19 protein-coding genes and 1 riboswitch are annotated in these 20498 nt (G+C 40.0%); of the genes, 15 read left to right on the top strand and 4 right to left on the bottom strand.

Going from position 1 to position 20498, the window contains the following annotated elements; all coding sequences use genetic code 11:
• The 10 genes from BTO08_RS04450 to BTO08_RS04405 all read left to right on the top strand — a co-directional run bounded on the left by BTO08_RS04450 (position 1) and on the right by BTO08_RS04405 (position 10801).
• Positions 1–702 (top strand): MotA/TolQ/ExbB proton channel family protein, encoded by a 702-nt coding sequence (locus tag BTO08_RS04450; protein ID WP_105060050.1) that lies wholly within the window; start codon positions 1–3, stop codon positions 700–702.
• Complete coding sequence (locus tag BTO08_RS04445) at positions 699–1124, top strand: ExbD/TolR family protein (protein ID WP_105060049.1); 426 nt, start codon at positions 699–701, stop codon at positions 1122–1124. The genes BTO08_RS04450 and BTO08_RS04445 overlap by 4 nt, the downstream gene beginning before the upstream one ends.
• Complete coding sequence (locus BTO08_RS04440; RefSeq protein ID WP_105060048.1) at positions 1117–1986, top strand: heme/hemin ABC transporter substrate-binding protein; 870 nt, start codon at positions 1117–1119, stop codon at positions 1984–1986. Before BTO08_RS04445 ends, BTO08_RS04440 begins: the two co-directional genes overlap by 8 nt.
• Positions 1987–2034: 48 nt before the next feature.
• A complete protein-coding gene (locus BTO08_RS04435) occupies positions 2035–3072 on the top strand; it encodes a FecCD family ABC transporter permease (protein ID WP_105060047.1) in 1038 nt (345 codons plus the stop codon).
• Positions 3069–3908, top strand: coding sequence for a heme ABC transporter ATP-binding protein (locus BTO08_RS04430; protein WP_105060046.1), 840 nt, complete (start codon positions 3069–3071; stop codon positions 3906–3908). Before BTO08_RS04435 ends, BTO08_RS04430 begins: the two co-directional genes overlap by 4 nt.
• Positions 3909–4312: 404 nt before the next feature.
• Positions 4313–5317 carry an HTH-type transcriptional repressor PurR gene (gene purR / locus BTO08_RS04425; RefSeq protein ID WP_105060045.1) on the top strand — a complete coding sequence of 335 codons (1005 nt, stop codon included), beginning with the start codon at positions 4313–4315 and terminating at the stop codon, positions 5315–5317.
• 198 nt (positions 5318–5515) lie between these two features.
• A riboswitch (cyclic di-GMP riboswitch) is annotated at positions 5516–5606 on the top strand.
• Between the two features lie 134 nt (positions 5607–5740).
• A complete protein-coding gene (locus BTO08_RS04420; protein ID WP_105060044.1) occupies positions 5741–6331 on the top strand; it encodes a TfoX/Sxy family DNA transformation protein in 591 nt (196 codons plus the stop codon).
• A gap of 459 nt (positions 6332–6790) precedes the next feature.
• The gene (locus tag BTO08_RS04415; protein WP_105060043.1) at positions 6791–7405 is read left to right on the top strand and encodes a carboxymuconolactone decarboxylase family protein; all 615 of its coding nucleotides are present in this window, start codon (positions 6791–6793) and stop codon (positions 7403–7405) included.
• Complete coding sequence (locus tag BTO08_RS04410; protein WP_105060042.1) at positions 7398–9545, top strand: FAD-dependent oxidoreductase; 2148 nt, start codon at positions 7398–7400, stop codon at positions 9543–9545. The genes BTO08_RS04415 and BTO08_RS04410 overlap by 8 nt, the downstream gene beginning before the upstream one ends.
• 38 nt (positions 9546–9583) lie before the next feature.
• Positions 9584–10801, top strand: a complete 1218-nt coding sequence (locus tag BTO08_RS04405; protein ID WP_105060041.1) for an ABC transporter substrate-binding protein — start codon at positions 9584–9586, stop codon at positions 10799–10801.
• A gap of 97 nt (positions 10802–10898) precedes the next feature.
• Here the strand turns inward: BTO08_RS04405 and BTO08_RS04400 are convergent, their stop codons facing one another.
• The 3 genes from BTO08_RS04400 to punR all read right to left on the bottom strand — a co-directional run bounded on the left by BTO08_RS04400 (position 10899) and on the right by punR (position 14510).
• A complete protein-coding gene (locus BTO08_RS04400; RefSeq protein WP_105060040.1) occupies positions 10899–11999 on the bottom strand; it encodes a YibE/F family protein in 1101 nt (366 codons plus the stop codon).
• 71 nt (positions 12000–12070) lie between these two features.
• On the bottom strand, positions 12071–13492 hold the full coding sequence (locus tag BTO08_RS04395) for an alkaline phosphatase (RefSeq protein WP_105061308.1): 1422 nt from the start codon (positions 13490–13492) through the stop codon (positions 12071–12073).
• 115 nt (positions 13493–13607) lie between these two features.
• Entirely contained in the window at positions 13608–14510 is a 903-nt protein-coding gene (punR, locus tag BTO08_RS04390; protein ID WP_105060039.1) for a DNA-binding transcriptional activator PunR, read from the bottom strand.
• A gap of 105 nt (positions 14511–14615) precedes the next feature.
• Between punR and punC the strand changes: the two genes are divergently transcribed.
• The 5 genes from punC to BTO08_RS04365 all read left to right on the top strand — a co-directional run bounded on the left by punC (position 14616) and on the right by BTO08_RS04365 (position 19624).
• The gene (gene punC, locus BTO08_RS04385) at positions 14616–15836 is read left to right on the top strand and encodes a purine nucleoside transporter PunC (protein ID WP_045083456.1); all 1221 of its coding nucleotides are present in this window, start codon (positions 14616–14618) and stop codon (positions 15834–15836) included.
• A gap of 818 nt (positions 15837–16654) precedes the next feature.
• On the top strand, positions 16655–17011 hold the full coding sequence (locus BTO08_RS04380; protein ID WP_005368293.1) for a diacylglycerol kinase: 357 nt from the start codon (positions 16655–16657) through the stop codon (positions 17009–17011).
• Between the two features lie 21 nt (positions 17012–17032).
• Positions 17033–18685 carry a phosphoethanolamine transferase gene (locus tag BTO08_RS04375; RefSeq protein ID WP_105060038.1) on the top strand — a complete coding sequence of 551 codons (1653 nt, stop codon included), beginning with the start codon at positions 17033–17035 and terminating at the stop codon, positions 18683–18685.
• A gap of 277 nt (positions 18686–18962) precedes the next feature.
• Complete coding sequence (locus BTO08_RS04370; RefSeq protein WP_005368295.1) at positions 18963–19193, top strand: hypothetical protein; 231 nt, start codon at positions 18963–18965, stop codon at positions 19191–19193.
• A gap of 179 nt (positions 19194–19372) precedes the next feature.
• Complete coding sequence (locus BTO08_RS04365; protein ID WP_105060037.1) at positions 19373–19624, top strand: TIGR03643 family protein; 252 nt, start codon at positions 19373–19375, stop codon at positions 19622–19624.
• Positions 19625–19677: 53 nt separating this feature from the next.
• On the opposite strand, the gene BTO08_RS04360 is transcribed toward BTO08_RS04365, so the two are convergent.
• The gene (locus BTO08_RS04360; RefSeq protein WP_242446234.1) at positions 19678–20469 is read right to left on the bottom strand and encodes a hypothetical protein; all 792 of its coding nucleotides are present in this window, start codon (positions 20467–20469) and stop codon (positions 19678–19680) included.
• Positions 20470–20498: the final 29 nt, after the last annotated feature.

Here is a 20498-nt window from a genome sequence, read left to right as displayed (position 1 = left end):
ATGCCTTTTATTGACAACCTCAACCAGCAACTTGGCCTAATGGCGTGGCCTCTTATTATTTGTTCAGTGCTCACTGTTATGATTTTAACTGAGCGTCTGATTCAAGTTTTGTTATGTACCGGTGTAGGTAAAACAAAAGTTACAGCACTCCTTGCTCGACAAAATCGTCACGACGAACACGCTCTTGATAATTTAACCGAGGAGCTAAAACAGCAACGTCCTTTGCTTTATAAAGGAATTGCGATGTTAATTGCGCATCGCCATTTTACTAAACCATTACGTGAAGATGCTGCTGCTATTTGGTTAATACAAAAACGTACTGAATTACGCTCAGGTTTACGACTATTAAGCCTGATTGGTGTTATTAGTCCGTTACTTGGTTTACTTGGTACTGTACTTGGCTTAATTGATATGTTTACTGGTATTTCCCATTCCACAGGCTCTGTGACTCCCAGCGATCTTGCTGACGGTCTTGGTCTTGCTATGCGTACAACGGCTGCTGGTTTGATCATCGCACTTCCTGCCATTACTGGTGCACAACTACTTGGGCTATGGGCTGATAATGTTACAGCTAAACTAGAACACAGCTTAAACCGTTGTAATCTTTGGCTTGAAGGGATGAATGTTGACGCTGAAAGCGGGAAAACATCAGCCTGTGATACCTGTGAGCAAAACCCTGCCGTTAATGGGACTTCATCATGATCAAAGCAAATAGTAGCGTTTTCCAAACCGAGGAAATGAATCCAGATCTGACTCCATTACTGGATATTATTTTTATTGTCATGGTGTTTTTACTGTTAACAGCCACTGTGAAAATTAAAGCCCTCGATGTCGATTTACCACAAACCGCAACGAAAACATTACAGACAACCCAAGCCGATCCTATTGCTATTAATTTAGTTTCAAAAGCGCCTTATTGGGCACTGCAAGGTAATAAAATCAATCAATGGGATGACTTCAAAACAGCCTTGTTACAAGAAGTAAAAACTAACCCAACGAAACCTGTTGTGATTGGTGCAGATAAAGCAGCCTCTGTTGAACAAATGCTCAAATTACTCGCTTTCTTGCAAGAAAATAATATCAAAGCGACTCAGTTACTTATGGAAGAATCAAACAATGAATAAACACTCTCTATTAAAAACCTCTTTATTGACGCTAGTGTTAGGACTTAGTAGCTACGCGCAAGCGAGTACGGACTCAGCAACTGAGAAAAATAAAATCATCAGTGCTGGTGCTTCAGTTACTCAAATCATTAACGCCTTAGATGCTAATGATCAAGTCGTCGCCGTTGATCTGACAAGTAAAGGATTAGTAGATAAGTCAATCCCTAAGGTAGGTTATCACCGCCAACTTTCAGCTGAGAACTTAATGTCTTTATCCCCCACTCACCTTGTTGGTTCTAATGAAATGGGACCACAAAGTACACTTAACCTACTTGAGCAATCAGGTGTTGAAGTTGATATTGTTAATTCAGGCGAAACCGTTAAAGATCTACTTATACGTATCGATCAAATTGCTAAACTCACTGATCATCAAGATCGTGCTGAAAAGCTGAAACAGAAGCTTAATGTTCAGCTAGATAAAATTAATACTGCAACAGCCAATATTAAGACTCCTAAAAAAGTCTTGTTCTTAATGATCCATGATGGTCGCCCAATTAACATTGCAGGAAGTAATACTACTGCAGATAGCATCATTACACTTGCTGGTGCTAAAAACCCTGCTGCAACATCAATCAGTAACTACAAGCCTATTTCTGGTGAAGCGATTGTTACCATGCAACCAGATATTATTTTGTTGAGCACACGTACAGCTAGCAAGATCAAAAACATGCAAGATCTTATTGCCAAAATGCCATTACTTGCCGCAACACCGGCTGCAACAAATAATGCATTACTCACAATAAAAAGTACTGCGCTAATTGGTGGTTTAGGACTCGAGAGTGTTGATGAAGCTTTAAAGCTTAATCAGGCTATTTATCCTTAAATTACGCCTCTATCATCCCTATTTATTCGTGCGTAAGGTTGTTGTTACATGTATGCAAAACGCTTCTCAGCCCATCATATTTATATAATAAGTATCGCCTTACTTATTTTTGCAGGGCTTTCTTCTATTGTTATTGGTCCTATGGCGATCAGTTATAAACAAAGTTTGTTAGCACTATTACCCGGTGATCATGAACTTGCTAAACATGTCAGCCTAGTGATCCATCAAATTCGTTTACCACGTACGCTTCTCTGCTTTGCTATCGGTGCAATTTTAGCTATATGTGGCGCTGTACTACAGGGGCTCTTTCGCAACCCGCTTGCTGATCCTGGGATCATCGGAATCACTGGCGGTGCAGGCTTAGGTGCTGCATTAGCCATTGTCTTATTTACCCCTCTCACCGCATCATTCCCCCAGCTTTTAAACTTCGCTATTGTGCCTATTTTTGCCTTTATTGGCGGCGCAATCAGCACAGTTTTAGTTTATCGTCTTGGTACTGATAAAAACGGGACATCGGTGATGATCATGCTACTCGCTGGTGTCGCGATAACCGCAATTTCAGGCGCGGGGCTTGGGTTACTCAATTATGTTGCCGACGATCAAGCCTTACGTGATTTATCATTGTGGTCAATGGGTTCACTGGCTAGTGCAACATGGACAGGCATTATTCTAGCCTATTGCACATTCGGATTACTCTTTACCTATTTTTATCGTCATACCAGTAATTTAAACGCGTTGTTATTAGGCGAAGCTGAAGCTCGACATATGGGGGTTAACACGCAAAAACTAAAACGTAATTTAATTATTACGTGTGCTGCAGGAGTTGGAATTACTGTTGCTGTTTGTGGACCGATTGGCTTTATTGGGTTGGTTATTCCTCATGTGGGGAGAATGCTAACTGGTCCAAATCATAAAACCTTATTACCAATTTCGGCTTTACTTGGCGGCTTAATCCTCTTGGTTGCCGATATGATTGCTCGAAGCGCATTCTCGCCTCAAGAACTGCCAGTTGGGATCATCACCGCCATGTTAGGTGCGCCTTTCTTTATCTATTTATTGGTTAATCAAAAGAGTCAGATGTCATGATGTTAAGTCATTCAGAAAAGGTCGATTTTACAGTAAGTAGCGACAAAGTCTGTGTTATCCAGGCTCGCGACTTATCATTACAATTCGGTGATAAAGTCCTGCTAAATCATCTTGATATTGATATTCACGCAGGAGAAGTCACCGCATTACTTGGGCCAAATGGTGCAGGTAAAAGTACCCTGTTAAAAGTATTATGTGGTGAGATTACGCCAAAATCAGGCACGGTTTCTTTCTTTGATCAACCTCTTAATAATTGGGCTCGGGAAGAATTGGCATGTCACTTAGGTGTCCTTCCACAACATAGCGCATTATCTTTTGCCTTTACCGCTAAAGAAGTTGTCGAGCTAGGCGCAATTCCTTTGCAACTCACGTCGCTTGAGCTGAAAGATGCGACAGCATCAAGCATGCAATACGTTGACATTAACAACTTAGCTAAACGTCTATACCCCACCTTATCGGGTGGTGAAAAACAGCGTGTACACCTTGCCCGAGTTTTAACACAACTCAGTAAAGCCGGTGATAAATGTATCTTGATGTTAGATGAACCAACTTCAGCACTCGATCTCGCCCACCAGCATCACACCTTACAAATTGCCAAAAATATGGCCATGCAAGGCGCTGCTGTAATTGTAGTATTGCACGATTTAAACCTTGCAGCCCAGTACACTGATCGGATGATTTTCCTTAACGAAGGAGAAATAAAAGCCGACGGCACGCCAACACAAGTTCTTACTCCTGAAGTAATAGACACCTTATATGGTTGGCCAGTAAGTGTTCATACGCATCCAAGTGGTGATTTTCCTTACCTTTTATCAGCCAATCATTCTGTTTTTTAATGTGTTATCTGTTAATGACTAGATATACACAATAAATTGACCCTATTAGCATGACAAACATCGAGTTTTTACGGTTAATGATCAATTAATTCAATCAAGTTGAATAGAAAGATTGCACAACGCAAAACACACAGTAAAATGTGAGCGCAAGCGATTACACGTGTAATTAGTGTAAGAACAGTTTCTATCTTCTAATGCCGCATTTTACTGCGGCTTTAGTTGTTTATGATCCATGATAATTGCAACACCCTATAATTCGGTATCAAATTGAATAATTAAGTAGCTAATAACTAAAGGATCTTCATCTCTGCGAGTGAACTCGTAAGCCATAGACTACGTAATTAATCAATTTGGTATCAAAACCTTTGTCAGATCCTAATCTGACCATGATAAGAAGAATAAATATGGCAACCATTAAAGACGTTGCACGTATGGCAGGTGTATCAACTACTACAGTGTCGCACGTGATTAATAAAACACGCTTTGTTGCAGAAGCAACGCAACAAAAAGTATTGGCTGCAGTTGATGAACTTAACTACGCCCCAAGTGCAGTAGCGCGAAGCTTAAAATGTAATACAACACGTACTATCGGCATGTTAGTCACTAAATCGACTAACCCATTTTTTGCCGAAGTTGTGCATGGTGTTGAAGAATATTGTTATGGTGCAGGCTATACACTGATCCTATGTAACACCGAAGGTAACTTAGAAAAACAACGTGATTACTTACGTATGCTTTCTGAAAAGCGTGTAGATGGCCTATTGGTTATGTGCAGCGATCTTGATCAAATGCTGCTCGATTTACTTGAGCGTAAAAATGATCTTCCTATGGTTATCATGGACTGGGGCCCAGAAAGCCCACATACAGATAATATTCTAGATAACGCTGAAAACGGCGGTTACATCGCAACTAAGCACTTTATTGAAAATGGTCATAAGAAAATTGGCTGTTTATCTGGACAAGTTGACAAGTCTACTTGCCAAGAGCGCCTAAAGGGCTTCCGTAAAGCGATGGCAGAAGCAGATCTCACTGTTAATGATGATTGGCTACTTGACGGTGACTTTGAGTGTGAGTCAGCCGTTGAAGCTGCTCAGAAGTTTATCGCAATGGAAGATCGACCTACTGCTATCTTCTGCTTCAACGACATTATGGCTATGGCTCTGATCAGTACCTTTGAACAGGCAGGTCTGCGTGTTCCTGATGATATCTCAATCATTGGTTACGATAACATTGACCTTGCGCCCTACTTTGCGCCACCGCTAACAACTATCCACCAACCTAAACGTCGTTTAGGTAAAAAGGCCATCGAAATCTTGCTAGAGCGTGTAAAAGACAAAAATCATGAGCGTCAAACCTTTGAGATGACGCCTAAACTTGTTGAGAGAAAATCGGTTAAAGATCTCAACTAATAAAATTTATCTTTCTATGTTAAGGAAAAGCCGATAAGTTAACCTTGTTGGCTTTTTTTTACTTATAAAAAAACAATCATGAGTATTTATAATTATTAAGCTTATTTAAATAAGTTAAGAACAAATACCTGAACCAATATCACATTTTTGAGGGCTTAGATTTAATATTAAAAGTATTATTTAATATAACTTTATATAGTCACGAACTGGCAAATTAATTGAAAGATTAAGACGCAAAACCACCGGCCTAAAAATTATGTTAATAATTCAAGGTAGCGGGGTTACCGAAGGATTATTATTGAACCGACAATATTATGACACAAACTTAACAATATATTGACAGTATCAATGTGTAGATTAATTAATCTATTTCCTCGCTCTTAATGTTTAGGTGACACTCATATTTTTTCACCGAGTAGAAGCATGGATAAACCAATATTAAAAGATTCATTAAAATTATTTGACCATTTTGGTTCAATAAAATCACGGTCGATGTTTGGCGGTTTTGGCATTTTTTCTGGTGATACAATGTTTGCATTAGTTGTGAACGATAAACTTCACTTACGTGCAAATGCTGAAACTGAAAAGGAATTCAAACAAGCTGGCTTGGAACCTTACGTTTATAAAAAACGTGGCTTCCCTGTTGTAACCAAGCACTATGCTATACCCGATCAATGGTGGGATGAACCCACAAAGATTGTAGCTCAAGGCAGGTATTCACTGGATGCAGCAGAAAAAGACAAGCAAGAAAAGGAGAGTTGCGTACCTGACCGAATTAAAGATTTACCTAATCTACGATTATCAAATGAAAGAATGCTTAAAAAAGCAGGCATAAACACTATTGAACAACTTCTAGCAGTGGGCTCTCTTGGCGCATATAAAGCACTTCAAGAATCACAGACAAGTCCATTGAGTATTGAATTGCTTTGGGCATTGGAAGGCGCAATTAGCGGTCAACATTGGTCAGTTATTCCTGAGCAACGTCGAAATGAACTATTATCTGCGTTATCTTAAAAATATAAGTTGTCTTAAATATAAAATACTTAGGAATAAAAGAGCCCCATTCTTTTATTTCTGAGTATACCTTTCAAAAATAATTTCCGTATTATCCTTATCTTCTTTTATAGGATTCAATATTTATTTAGTTTAATTGCATAATAACAAACTTTTGCCATTAAATTAATTCCCCTCCGTTTTGCATTCCTTGATTTATATAAATGATAATTATCTTTATTTATATTCCATGCCTAATTATTTGCTAATACGACCAATAACATATCTTCTCACTGATAAATAACGTGGCGTTTTAAACTGTCTTATCTCCTGCTGATTTTTTCACCAACCAATTGAAGAAAAAGAAATATTTATCATTAAATGAAATACAATGTCTGTTCTTAAGGTCTACATGTTTACTACTGCTACTGACTAAGATCGTATAAAGCCCTATGTTTAGGGTGTTTTTTAAGGAATAACATGCGCATTTCGATCAAAAAAATTGACTCTTTATGGGTAAAGCCCTTGCTATGGCTTCAAGCTCGCCATTATGGTCAAGTGTTAAACCCTGCAAAGCTATGGGGACGTAAACCTGTCTTATTTTGGTTAGTCGCTGGATTTTTTGGTTTTCTCGATCGTAAAAAATCACCGATTCAAGATGTCATGCGATCTTTGGTCTGTGTGCGTGTTTCACAATTAAACGATTGTGCCTTTTGTGTTGATGCCAATGGTATGAAGCTCGCCGAACGTTGTGATTCAGAAGATAAAATTAAAGCACTCGCCAACTGGCAACACTCTACGCTGTTTACAGATCAAGAACGCGCTGTGTTGGCCTACACTGAAGCGATGACAATAACAGGCAAACGAGTGACAGATGAAATGCTTGCCGCGCTACAAGAATGGTATAGCAGTGATGACATTATTGAGCTCACTGCTTTAGTTAGCTTTCAGAACTTGTCGGCGAAATTTAACACTGCGCTCGATGTACCAGCACAAGGCTTTTGTTCTCTTCCTATAACGCCTAACGATATTGCTCAAGATAACGTGCAAGCATCAGATAAAAACATAACGAAAAAGGATCAGGCAAATGAATAAGAAAAAAACGTTATTACTACTGGTCATTGTCAGCCTTATTGCGTTATGGCTACATTTTGATCTAGGCCAATACCTTACACTTGAGTTCATCAAACAAGAACAATTAGCCCTACAAGCAAAGATTAAAAGTCAACTTTTCACTGCTTACTTGTTTTTCTTTGTGTTCTATATTGCCGTGACTGCCCTTTCGTTACCCGGCGCAGCTATCTTAACACTGCTTGGAGCGGCATTATTTGGTTTTTGGCCTAGCCTTATTATTATTTCTTTTGCCAGCACAATAGGTGCAACATTAGCTTTTCTATCAAGCCGTTACATTTTGCAAGACTGGGTACAACAGCGGTTTGGACAACGCCTCGCGACCATTAATCAAGGGATTGAAAACGAAGGCGCATTTTATCTATTAACGCTGCGTTTAATCCCTGTGGTACCGTTTTTTCTGATCAACTTACTCATGGGTTTAACCCCGATTAAAACTCGCACATTCTTTTTTGTCAGTCAGCTTGGGATGCTGGCTGGAACCGCTATTTATGTGAATGCCGGTACCCAACTAAGTAGCATTAATAGTTTGAGCGAAATCATCTCATTTCCTGTATTGATATCTCTTGTATTACTAGGGATCTTTCCAATGCTCGCAAAAGCTCTTATTAACTACATCAAAAGCCAAAAGGTATATAGCGGTTGGCAAAAACCTACAGCATTTGATCAAAACCTGGTAGTAATTGGTGCTGGTGCTGGCGGTTTAGTCAGCTCCTATATCGCGGCAGCTGTAAAAGCAGAAGTCACATTAATTGAGCGTCATAAAATGGGTGGCGACTGCTTAAACACAGGTTGTGTGCCATCTAAAGCCTTAATCCGTGTCGCTCATAGCGCTTATGAGCTGCAACAAGCAAAACAATTTGGTATTGAAGCTAAAATTGAAAAAATCGACTTTAAAACTGTTATGGCACGTGTTCACAAGGTTATCAAAGATATCGAACCGCATGATTCAGTTGAACGTTACAGCAAGCTTGGTGTGAACTGCGTTCAAGGTGACGCGACGATTTTGTCACCTTGGGAAGTAGAAGTTAACGGCAAAGTGATCACCACACGTAACATCATTATCGCAACAGGTGCTTCCCCACTGTTGCCCAACATTTCAGGCTTAAACACGGTTGATCCATTAACGTCCGATAACTTATGGCAACTAGATACCTTACCTGAAAAATTATTGATTTTAGGTGGTGGTCCTATTGGTTGTGAATTGGCTCAATCATTTAATCGTCTTGGCGCTTCTGTCACCTTAGTTGAAATGGCAGAACAGTTACTTAATCGTGAAGATAATGACGCGGCCGATTTCATCTATCAAAAACTTACAAATGAAGGCGTTAAAGTGCTTCTTAAGCACAAAGCCGCTAGTTTTGTAGAGAAAGGGGCGGCGCAATATCACCTCGTTAAGCTTGATGATCTTACGGCAGAGCAAACGATCGACGTTGAATTTGATCAGGTTATTGTGGCGTTAGGTCGCGTTGCTAATACCAAAGGTTTCGGTTTAGAGCGCCTAAAATTAGCAACCAACCCGCAAGGAACTATCAAAGTTAACCAATACCTACAAACGCAATATCCTAATATATATGCTGTGGGTGATGTGGCTGGTCCTTTCCAATTAACTCATGCAGCAGCACATCAAGCATGGTATGCCTCAGTAAATAGTTTATTTGGTACATTCAAAAAGTTTAAAGCTGATTACTCGGTATTACCTGCCGTTACATATACTGCGCCAGAGTTAGCTCGAGTTGGTCTCAATGAAAAAGAAGCTATTTCACAAAATATCGATTATCGAACATATACTTACCCTATATCTGATTTAGATCGTGCAATTGCCGAGAATGCTGCAGAGGGGTTCGTTAAAGTTCTAACACCACCCAATAGCGATAAAATTTTAGGGGTCACAATTGTCGGCCATCATGGCGGTGAACTACTGGCGGAATTTACCTTAGCAATGCGCTATAAACTGGGATTGAATAAGATTTTATCAACGATTCACCCTTATCCCACCATGAGTGAAGCCACTAAATATACGGCAGGTGTATGGAAACAGGCCAATGCCCCACAAAAGTTATTGGCAATGGTTAAACGTTATCATCAATGGATGCGTAAATAGGTCATTCGATACAAGGAATTAAAAAGGACGAAACTCTGATGATGAAAAAAAATGTACTAAAAGCCTTATCGAAAGGTATCGCGTTATCGTTAACAATTTCTAGCTTCGCTTACGCTGAAGAAACGAAAGCACCTGTAAATAAAAGTCAAAGCTGGCAGCAAATTGAACAAAAAGCCAAAGGTCAAACGGTCTACTTCAATGCGTGGGGTGGCAGTCAAGAAATCAACGACTATTTAAAATGGGCCGATAAACAATTACAAAAAAGTTACGGTGTAACCTTAAAGCAAGTCAAAGTCACCGATATCGCTGAAACGACCCAGCGTCTACTGGCAGAAAAAACAGCGGGAAAAAATACCAACGGTGGGGTTGATTTAGTTTGGATTAATGGTGAGAACTTTCATTCAATGAAGCAACACCACCTCTTGTATGGTCCTTTTACTCAACAGTTACCCAATTGGAAATATGTTGATACTAAGCTACCTATTGATCAAGATTTCAGCGAGCCTACAGAAGGTTATGAAGCACCTTGGGGGGTTGGACAATTGGTATTCATTTACGATACCAGTGTACTTAAACAACCACCTCAAAGCTTTAAAGAGCTATTAGCATTAGCGCAAAAGTACCCAGGTAAGATCAGCTACCCTCGCCCACCAGAGTTTCATGGTAGCAGTTTTTTAAAAGCAGCATTGCTAGAGCTCACTAACGATAAAAAAGCACTCTATCAGCCATTATCATTACCTGCAGAAAAAACGCTATTTGATAACGTGACAGCACCGCTTTGGCACTATTTAGATCAGCTCCATAAAGTGGCATGGCGTGGTGGTAAACAGTTCCCAGCGGGCACAGCAGAAACCGTACAACTGCTTGACGATCAGCAATTATTATTAGCTATCACTTTTAACCCCAATGCTGCCTCAGCTGCAATTGAGAACGGTAATTTAACTGAAAATGCGAAAACCTATGCCTTTAAGCAAGGGGCATTAACCAATATTCACTTTTTAGCGATACCATGGAATGCATCAGCAAAAGAAGGGGCACTGGTTGCGATAAACTTTTTAATGAGCCCAGAAGCACAAGCACGTAAATCAGACACCAAGATTTGGGGCGATCCAACAGTGCTAAAAGCTGAAGCCTTTAGCCAATTAGCTGAACCTTATAAGAGCCAGTCTTTTGAGCTTTATCCATCTATTGCTGAGCCCAACCCTACATGGCTAATGGCCATTGAGCATGAATGGCAAAAGCGTTACGGACACTAAACTTTGTTATGTTGCTCTAACTGTTATTAAAACAGCCAGCCCATCACTGTGCTCTGCTCTTTCATCAGCAAGTTCAATGGCACGCTGGCTGTTTTTATTAAGCTTCTTCTAATTCGATTTGCATGTTAGGCTCAAACTCTTTACTGATCATCCAACATGCTATCCATGCCGTAATAGGTGCAACAATAATCAACGATAAACTACCAATTAATGTTCGTGCAATTTCGGCTGCCACGACTTTCATGTTGATAATTTGCATCACATCGTTACCACGACTCGCGAACAACATAATCATTGTTAAAAAACTGCCTGAATAGGCTAACAATAAAGTAGTTGTCATCGTACCGATCACCGCATTACCAACTCGAAAACCTGATCTCAACAAATCCATTTGATTCATGTCTGGCGCATTGATTTTTAGCTCTTCCATCGTTGCTGCCATTTCCATCGCAACATCCATTGCCGCCCCACTCGCCCCAATTAAAATCGCTGCATATAGAATATCTAGCATGTTTAAATACATGCCTGTTTCAAACAATAAGGGCTGAGCTAAAGGTTGTGTCATTCCATCTAAATTAAGCAACTTGCCGACCAACACACACAAGATCATGGTGACAATTAATCCAATAATCGTGCCTGCCAATGCCGCCTTTCCTTTTGCTGTCCAACCAGCAACGGACAAAATGATCAAACTACACAACATCAATAAACATACGGCTGTGACTAACAAAGGAGAATAACCCGCCATAAGCCCAGGGATCAGAAGCTCTACAATGATCACAATAGATCCAATGAACGACAGTAACGCTTTAGCGCCGACTTTTCGTGCATACAGTAACAAGCCTAAACTAAAGGCAATTGCTAAACCGATTAATGCAGGAAGGCGATAACGAGATATCACCCTTGTACGTGTGTGATCATTATTCGCTATCGCAACTAAAACGCGATCGCCAACCTGATAATATTCATCATATTCCATCGCACCATTTATCAAATTATAAGCAACGACTTTTTTATCATTACTCAGCGTTAAATCTAACGCCTGCTCTCCCAGACGATTACTACCAATAATTGTGACCTTGCTGTTATTAACCGCAGTTACTTCACCGACTTTATAGTCAGATCCTGTCACACCTTGACTAAACATTTCACAACACGTCACTAGAAGAACGATAAAGGCTAAAATCACACCGCGCATGTTTGTTTCCAACTGCTTTAAAAACCACGAAAAAAGGCTGTCCAAGACAGCCTTTACCTAAAAATTAATACCTAACTACCAATTTTTACGTTCATTAATGTCGCTAATGTTTTCGCCACTTGGGTGTTATCCTCAAAATTGCCAAATTTCTCAGCACCGACACCGACTGCAGAAAGTGGTAATTGCGTCGCGGTATGCGCATAGCTTGTCCAGTAAACACCTGCTCGTTGTGAAGTGATGTGCGCTACAGCGATAGCTACCGGATCATAACCGCCATAAGTCGCGTCATTATGCGTGCTGTAACCGTCAAAATCGGTGATATTTTTAGCACGAAGTTCGTCATCGATATCCATCGCATGGTTTAAGGTTTTCTGCTCTTCCTTAGTCAGCAACTTCAAACCAAAATGCTCATCGATATGCTTCATGAAGGCTTTACGATCGCCGTTATAAACACCTTGAAGCTTATCTTCGATAGACTCATCAACGCCTTTTAGCTTATCTAACTGTACAAAATAGTTTTCACCTAAGCCTAAGCCCATACCACCGGTTTCATGATCGCCCGCTACAATAATTAGCGTTTCATCTTTATGGTGTTCATAAAAATCTACTGCCGCTTTTACCGCTTGATCGAATGCGATGGTATCTTGAATCACCGTTGATACATCATTAGCATGTGCCGCGTGATCAATTCGACCACCTTCTACCAACATGAAGAAACCGTCAGGATCGTACTTCAATGTTTCGATCGCTTTTGACGTCATTTGCGCTAGAGATGGCGTACCAAGATCTTTCTTACGATCAATTTCATAAGGAAGGTGTGATGATGCAAAAGATGCAAAAACCTTTTGTGAGTTCGTTGGATGGAATGCTAAGAAATCCGCCGAAGAATCAGCACCAACAAAAGTGTGGTACCCTTTTTGTTTGAACCCATCAACAAGGTTCTTACCATCTTTACGTTTACTGCCTTCACCATTAATAAAGTGACGATAGCCACCACCTGCAAAGAAATCGACATTCGATGCTAGGTAATCATTGGCAATTTCGTTTTCGTTATCACGGCTAATGTTTTTGGCTACAAAGGTGGCTGGTGTTGCATGTGTTAAACGTGTGGTGGTAACAATACCTGTTGCCATCCCCTTTTCTTTAGCTGCATCCAACGTTGAGCGTAACTTATGCCCTTCTGGATCCATTGCAATAACGCCATTATCCGTTTTTACACCCGTTGCTAATGCTGTACCCGCAGCAGCTGAATCAGTCACTAAAGTATTGGCTGAATGAGTCGTAATAATGCCTGCTACAGGCATTGCATTAATGGCTAAACGTTGTGTCTCATCCCCATTTTGTTGCTGCAAATAATATTCACTGATCTGACGTTGGGCTGTGCCCATACCGTCACCAATCATAAAGAAAACATATTTCGGCGCATCTGCTGCATGAACACTTAAAGAAAGAAGTAAAGATGATGCAATTAAAGTGGGTTTTAAAATAGACATTGCTAACTCGCTGTTTTTATTGAATGCGAGCAAGCTACATTGCATTTATTAAACAATTCTTACAAAACACATCATATTCTTTGTGGGTATTATCAATGGAATTAATATCACCTTATTAACGCATCCATTCATGATGAAGCTGCTCACTGTCGCCTAAGTAATCGAGTAACCAACTGACAGCTGGGCTCAAAGTTTCTGTATTCCATGCTAAACAACAGGGACTCATTGAAGGCTTCACCGCGAGCTCTTTTTCCACCAGCTCTCCTGATTCAATTTTACTGATAGCCATATGACTAGGAACAACAGAAATGCCTAATCCAGCCTGTAAACATTGAAATGCACTGTGCCAACTTGGCACCATGATCCGACGTTGGTTATCCATTAGCCAAGTTGTTCGTTTAGGTAAAGTTCGAGAGGTATCTTCTAAACAAATCGCTGGATATTGCGCTAATTCCGAAGGCTCTAACGGATGCGATGCCATTGCTAAAGGATGATCTGGCGATACCACAAACTTCCACGTTAAAACGCCCATATCACGATAATCAAAGCTGCCACCAATTGGCACAGCAGCAGTGGCGCCAATGGCAATATCAGCCCGCCCATCAGCTAAGGCATCCCATACCCCGTTAAACACTTCCATTGTCAGATGCAGCTCTACATCAGGGAAATGTAAATAGAAATCTCGAACTAGGGTATTAACTCGACTTTGGCGAACCACAGTATCAAGCGCAACAGAAACATTTTCTGACCAACCATTCGCTACCCGTTGGGTTTGATATTTAATGGTATCCATCTGTTTAATAAGTTTGCGCGCTTCTTCGACAAAATACTCACCAGCCGGTGTCAATTTAACCTGCCTGTGTAATCGAACAAATAATTCGACAGCTAATCGCTCTTCTATTAACCGAACTGTATAACTTATCGCACTAGGTACTTTATGTAATTCTTCAGCAGCAGCAGAGAAGCTGCCACGACGGGCAACTACGTCAATAACTTGGAGATCGTTGTATGAAAACATATCAAATCAAATTTTTTGAAAGCAATGTTGAAATATTAGCGTTTCACAGCGATTTAAACCAGTATTACACTACACATATGTCATATAGATATAGTTATAATAAAAATGAATAAACAACACGCTAAACCATCAAAAATCACCCTATTTTGGTTCGCTTGCTTAAGCATGCTGGGCTTTTTAGCCACAGATATGTATTTACCTGCGTTTGAAACGATTCGTGCCGACTTTGCTACAACCCAATCTCTTATCGGCCTTTCACTAAGTATCTTTTTACTCGGTATGGCATTAGGCCAACTGATTTACGGCCCACTATCTGATCGTATTGGACGTATTAAAGTACTACTTGGCGGTATTGCTCTATTTAGCCTTGGCTCTTTAGCCTCTGCTTTTGCGCCAAACATTGAAGTGTTCTTATTAGCACGTTTCGCTCAAGCATTAGGTGCATGTAGCGCAACGGTTATTTGGCAGGCAGTGGTTGTTGATCGTTACGAAGGTAAAACTTCTGAGCGTGTGTTCGCAACAATTATGCCGCTTGTCGCGTTATCTCCAGCATTAGCACCATTATTAGGCGCACTGCTTGAGCATCACGTAGGTTGGCGCAGCATCTTTATTGCATTAGTCGGTTTTGGTGCTGTTTTAGCAATGCTAACGCTTAAAGAAAAAGAAAGTGCTGCATTAGATAAAGAGCAAGAAAGCGTAACGGTTCAACTACGTAAAGACTATAGCCAAATCCTACGTTCTAAAAAGTTCTGGGGTAACATGGTTATTTTCGCAGCGTGTTCTGCGGCATTCTTTGCTTACTTAACAGGTTCACCATTTGTTATGTCTGCAATGGGTTACTCAGGTGCAGATATTGGCCTAAGCTACGCACCACAAACAGTGGCATTCATCGTGGGTGGTTACGGTTGTCGTACGCTACTTAACCGTTACTCTGGTAAGCAGCTTCTACCGTGGATTTTAGCGCTATTTTTTGCAAGCGTAGCAGTAATGTTCGTTATCTCTACGACAACAACAGTTACAACAATCTGGCCTATCTTAATCCCATTCTGCTTCCTAGCTGTTGCGAATGGTGCGATTTACCCGATTGTTATTAGCGCAGCTCTGTCTGACTTTAAAAACTGTAGCGCAACCGCTGCTGGCCTACTTAACTTCATGCAGACTATGGTATGTTTTGCGGCTAGTGGTTTAGTTTCAGCATTTGCTGCACACGGCCTACTAACAGTAACAACTGGCATGTTCATTACCGGCTTTATTGCAATCGTTGGTTTTGTCCTTGTTACTCAAGCTCGTAAAGAAGAGCAAGATGGCGAGCTACAAACTGCGTAATATGCTTTAACCAATCTACATACTGGTTTAACAAAAAGGGGGAGCTGAATTATCAGCTCCCCCTTTTTTATGCTTCATCGCGGATTAGCCTTAACAGATAAGTAAAACGGCAGTGATGGTATGTTTTAGACGCTAAACAAAAATAGCTTAATAACCGCCGCTTTCATGTCGAATAACACGCTCCTATCTTCCTTCTGGGAGGACTTCCAAATCATAAGATTTCGTAACACTGACGCCTTGATTAACTTTACCTTAAACCTGATTCCACCAGCAATGGTCAATGTAGCCATTCATCTGACTCTTACCGTGTCTAGCCTTTGCGAGTGTTAAAAGGATCAATAATCTTCCATTTCCCTTTTGCACTTTTGATATAAATACGACGGATAAACTGCCTTTCTTACTTAAGGCGTTAAAACTGAGTCAATATCTTAGGTTTCTCTATATTCTCTGCTTTCCATTTTAAATTCATTACTTGTCAATATCCCCGTCGCCAAGATTACAAAAAGCTACATTTCCATACAATCGAATGACAGAACCCCTCTTTAAAACAGTGTACATTTCGCACCACCAATTCATTCGTTAACGGACCAGTACAATGTATAAACCACTTCTGCTTGTTACTCTTTCTTTCGTAACTACGGCGTGCGTATCACCCCGCATCAATTAAACAAGATTTGGTGTCGGTGCTCATTTTTTTCATAAGTTTTCACGCCGAGCCAATAGTTTCGTGTTTTCCAAATTCGATGCACTTCTGTAATCAAGGAGGCTTATCTCTCGAGGCCCCACTATTTTAAGATTAAGCAATTAAAGGTCATATTTTGAAACCAGGTAAAACAGGTATACGTCGGATATTGGATGCAACCGGCTACTCACTTCAAGGGTTGAAAGCTGCGTGGATTCACGAAGCTGCTTTTAGACAAGAACTGATACTTACACTCGTACTATCTATCTGTGCATTTTTACTTCCTGTATCCATGTTCGAACGAACAATAATGATAAGCAGCTTACTGTTAGTCGTCATTGTTGAATTACTAAACTCCGCCATAGAAGCGGTTGTAGACCGTGTCAGTGATGACTGGAATGAACTCAGTGGAAGAGCCAAAGATATAGGTTCCGCAGCGGTTTTCGTTGCGCTTGCTCTCGCCCTGTTTGTTTGGGCATCGATTCTTCTTTAATCACACCGAAACGGATCCATCATGAAAACAACTGAATTCCTTAATAGAGGTATCTCCTATGTTACCTTTACCCTTTTACTCGCTTTATACTTTGCTATTGTAGTAAACATTCCTATTTACAAAGAGCTAGTCAACATCTTCTCAAGCCTTGATCAAGTGAAGATCGGTTTTATCATTACGATTCCTATCTTCTTTTTTGCCGCGCTGAATTTCCTGTTTAACCTATTCAGTTGGCCTTGGATCAGCAAACCTTTCTTTATCCTATTGTTGATAACATCAGGAATGGTGAGCTACGCCAGCTACAACTATGGCATCTTGTTCGATACTGGTATGATCACCAATATCGTAGAAACAGACACCAGTGAAGCCAGTTCATACTTAAGTGCCTACTCAGTTATCTGGACACTTATAATGGGAGTTGTGCCTGCTCTTTTGGTTTTCAAAGTAAAACTCAAGCCTATAGGTGGTAAATGGCTTCGATTCACGTTAACTAAAGTCTTATCGATGCTGGCTTCATTAGCTATCATTGCCGTAATTGCAGGCTTATATTACCAAGACTATGCATCTGTCGGCCGAAATAATAGTTACCTAAAGAAAATCATCATCCCTACTCAATACGTGTATTCCCTTTCTAGCTATGTAAAAGAAAATTATCTCACGACACCAGAGCCTTACCGTGAAATTGGTACGGATGCAAAACAATCTCAACTAGCACTGGAACAAGCGAAAAAGAAACCGACGCTGCTTGTCTTTGTACTGGGTGAAACGGCTCGTACTCAGAACTACCAAACCAATGGTTATGGTCGTGAAACCAACCCTTATACCAATATGTTAGATGTAGTTTCATTCAAGGACGTCTCCTCTTGCGGGACTGCAACCGCGGTTTCGGTGCCTTGCATGTTCTCTCAATTACCTCATCGTGATTTCGACCGTAGCAAAGCAGACAACCAAGATAATGCTATAGATATCATGCAGCGCGCTGGTATCGATTTTCTGTGGAAAGAGAATGATGGAGGTGACAAAGGTGTTGCGCATAAGATCAACAAGATAGAAGTCGACCGTAAACAAGAAAATGAATTTTGCAACGGTGAAACCTGTTATGACATTGCATTACTTGACAAACTTGACGACCAAATTGCTGACATGAAAGGTAACCGGGTTGTTGCCTTGCACCTGATTGGCAGTCATGGTCCAACTTATTTCCAACGTTACCCAAAAGACAAAGCGTTTTTCCAACCAGACTGCTCTCGTGCAGATATTGAAAACTGTAGCGTTGAGCAAATTGTTAACTCCTACGACAACACGATTCGCTACACAGACTTCGTCTTGGCTCAAACCATTGCGAAATTAAAAACGTTGGAATACAAATATAATACTGCGATGATTTACGTCTCAGACCACGGCGAATCTCTGGGCGAAAATGGCATGTTCTTACATGGCATGCCATATGGTTTAGCACCAGATTTCCAGAAACGTGTACCTATGATGCTTTGGATGTCTCCTGGCTTTAAACAAGCTAAACACATCAACACCGATTGCTTAGCACAAGAAGCTCAGCAAACGGCAACGCATTCCCACGATAATGTATTCCACTCGTTATTAGGGATTATGGATGTTGAAACCAATGCTTATGACGGTAAGTTGGATATCTTTAAAACGTGTAGAGCTTCTTAACTAAGTTTGGAATACTTCATAACAAGATAAAATGAAACGAGAGCCTGACCAACGTGAGTCAGGCTTTTTATTTCCAATCTATTTAGCTTGATCGTCCACCTCTGCTAGACATGAAGCAACTCGCAAATTACAAAACTAGAAATGAAAGATCAGAATAAATGCGTTAATAGAGGCAGGTTTTCACAAATCGTTGAGTGCATGATATTAAATTTAACACTATAAAGGTGATATGACTTTCTTTCAGGCGCCAATCTATTGAGCGACAAAGGTATTTCAAATGTTAGATACGTACATCTCTTACATTAAAATATTAGCAACAGACTTTGCGAAATATTTTCTCGCTACAGTGTTAGTGATCGGCATAAAAGGTGAATTATTCAATATCGGATTGCGAATTTGGTCAGACAACGAGATGTCATTTTATGAAGATGGTTTGTGGCAAATCACTTTGATCTTATCGTTCTTGATTACTTGCTGTGTGATGATACATAAGTATGCTCCCGAATAGTTGTGTCATATGAAATTTACTTAATCATAAAGCCAGACAAACAAGAGGCTAAATTATTAGCGCCCTATTTCTATCGTATCGCATTTCTATTTTTTATAATTATCTCTATTAAAATCAAAAATTAAACTTTATATCAATCAATTACGTACTGACTTTTATATGTAAATGGAGAGTAATTGATGACAAGCACACAAGAGTCAGTATCACGTATCATTGAGATGGCTTGGGAAGATAGAACCCCTTTTGAAGCGATTGCAGTACAATATGGTCTTGATGAACAAGGTGTGATCAAGCTAATGCGAAAACATCTTAAGCCAAGCAGCTTTAAAATATGGCGAAAGCGCGTATCAGGAAGAAAGACCAAACACTTAAAATTGCGTTCACCTGATGTCAGCCGTGGGTATTGTCCGACACAATACAAACAGCGTTAAATGCGTTTTATAGGGTTATTAATGAGCCCTATTCTTCCATCACTTACCATTATTTAATATACAGTTAAACGTGAATCTCTTCCTTTCTGCTCTTTAAACTTACCAACGATATTGGCTTTTTGATTGGTAGAGGTGTCACGGTAATAGCTAAAATTTATCTTACCTACTGATTTTAGTTTTCCTTTATAACCTAAATCATAGTCAGTATCGTAATAGTCAATATTGATAGGGCCTAGGGATATCAATTTTCCCACCATGCCATTTTTTTCTCCCCAACTTGACCAACTTTCATACTTAAAAGACTTATTTCCTAACGTTCTAATTTTACCTCGATACTTTCCTTTTACTGTGTAGCCTGCATCAACCCAATACGTTACTTTAGTATTACCAACTTTACTTAGCTTACCCACCACACCAGCATTTTTATAAGTACTACTATCCGACAAATAATTAAAGCTGAGTCCATTAATAGATTTTACCTGTCCAGCACTACCTGACATCGAATTTGAAGTGTAATAATCAATCGCATCAATGTTATCAACATACACCCGTGTATCACCGACATTAACTGCGGTGCTTGGTTTTGATCGCGTATTCGGTTGAGCAACAAAACGTTGGGCACGAGCTTGGGAATTAAATATGTATATTGCATCAATGCTTTGGGTAATACGATAAACTTTGTTACCTTCTGCTATAAAGAAAGTACTTATATCACCGCGATTAAAATCCACATTAAAGCTGTACTCTTTTGCTAATAAAAGCGATGGAAAAAAAAATAAAACGAGCAACAATCTTCTCATACTATCACCACCTAAACTGTGAAAATTTTGTTGCTTTTCCAGCAACCTATTTCAACCTAGCAAATAATTTCTAA

Origin of the sequence: Photobacterium angustum, assembly GCF_002954615.1 — a bacterium.
Classification (GTDB): Bacteria; Pseudomonadota; Gammaproteobacteria; order Enterobacterales; family Vibrionaceae; genus Photobacterium; species Photobacterium angustum_A.
This window is presented reverse-complemented; position numbering and strand designations above follow the sequence as displayed.

Bases quoted from the DNA above. Each gene is read 5' to 3' on its own strand.
- BTO08_RS04450 (WP_105060050.1), top strand. From the start codon at position 1: ATGCCTTTTATTGACAACCTCAACCAGCAACTTGGCCTAATGGCGTGG.
- BTO08_RS04445 (WP_105060049.1), top strand. From the start codon at position 699: ATGATCAAAGCAAATAGTAGCGTTTTCCAAACCGAGGAAATGAATCCA.
- BTO08_RS04440 (WP_105060048.1), top strand. From the start codon at position 1,117: ATGAATAAACACTCTCTATTAAAAACCTCTTTATTGACGCTAGTGTTA.
- BTO08_RS04435 (WP_105060047.1), top strand. From the start codon at position 2,035: ATGTATGCAAAACGCTTCTCAGCCCATCATATTTATATAATAAGTATC.
- BTO08_RS04430 (WP_105060046.1), top strand. From the start codon at position 3,069: ATGATGTTAAGTCATTCAGAAAAGGTCGATTTTACAGTAAGTAGCGAC.
- purR (WP_105060045.1), top strand. From the start codon at position 4,313: ATGGCAACCATTAAAGACGTTGCACGTATGGCAGGTGTATCAACTACT.
- BTO08_RS04420 (WP_105060044.1), top strand. From the start codon at position 5,741: ATGGATAAACCAATATTAAAAGATTCATTAAAATTATTTGACCATTTT.
- BTO08_RS04415 (WP_105060043.1), top strand. From the start codon at position 6,791: ATGCGCATTTCGATCAAAAAAATTGACTCTTTATGGGTAAAGCCCTTG.
- BTO08_RS04410 (WP_105060042.1), top strand. From the start codon at position 7,398: ATGAATAAGAAAAAAACGTTATTACTACTGGTCATTGTCAGCCTTATT.
- BTO08_RS04405 (WP_105060041.1), top strand. From the start codon at position 9,584: ATGATGAAAAAAAATGTACTAAAAGCCTTATCGAAAGGTATCGCGTTA.
- BTO08_RS04400 (WP_105060040.1), bottom strand. From the start codon at position 11,999: ATGCGCGGTGTGATTTTAGCCTTTATCGTTCTTCTAGTGACGTGTTGT.
- BTO08_RS04395 (WP_105061308.1), bottom strand. From the start codon at position 13,492: ATGTCTATTTTAAAACCCACTTTAATTGCATCATCTTTACTTCTTTCT.
- punR (WP_105060039.1), bottom strand. From the start codon at position 14,510: ATGTTTTCATACAACGATCTCCAAGTTATTGACGTAGTTGCCCGTCGT.
- punC (WP_045083456.1), top strand. From the start codon at position 14,616: ATGAATAAACAACACGCTAAACCATCAAAAATCACCCTATTTTGGTTC.
- BTO08_RS04375 (WP_105060038.1), top strand. From the start codon at position 17,033: ATGAAAACAACTGAATTCCTTAATAGAGGTATCTCCTATGTTACCTTT.
- BTO08_RS04370 (WP_005368295.1), top strand. From the start codon at position 18,963: ATGTTAGATACGTACATCTCTTACATTAAAATATTAGCAACAGACTTT.
- BTO08_RS04365 (WP_105060037.1), top strand. From the start codon at position 19,373: ATGACAAGCACACAAGAGTCAGTATCACGTATCATTGAGATGGCTTGG.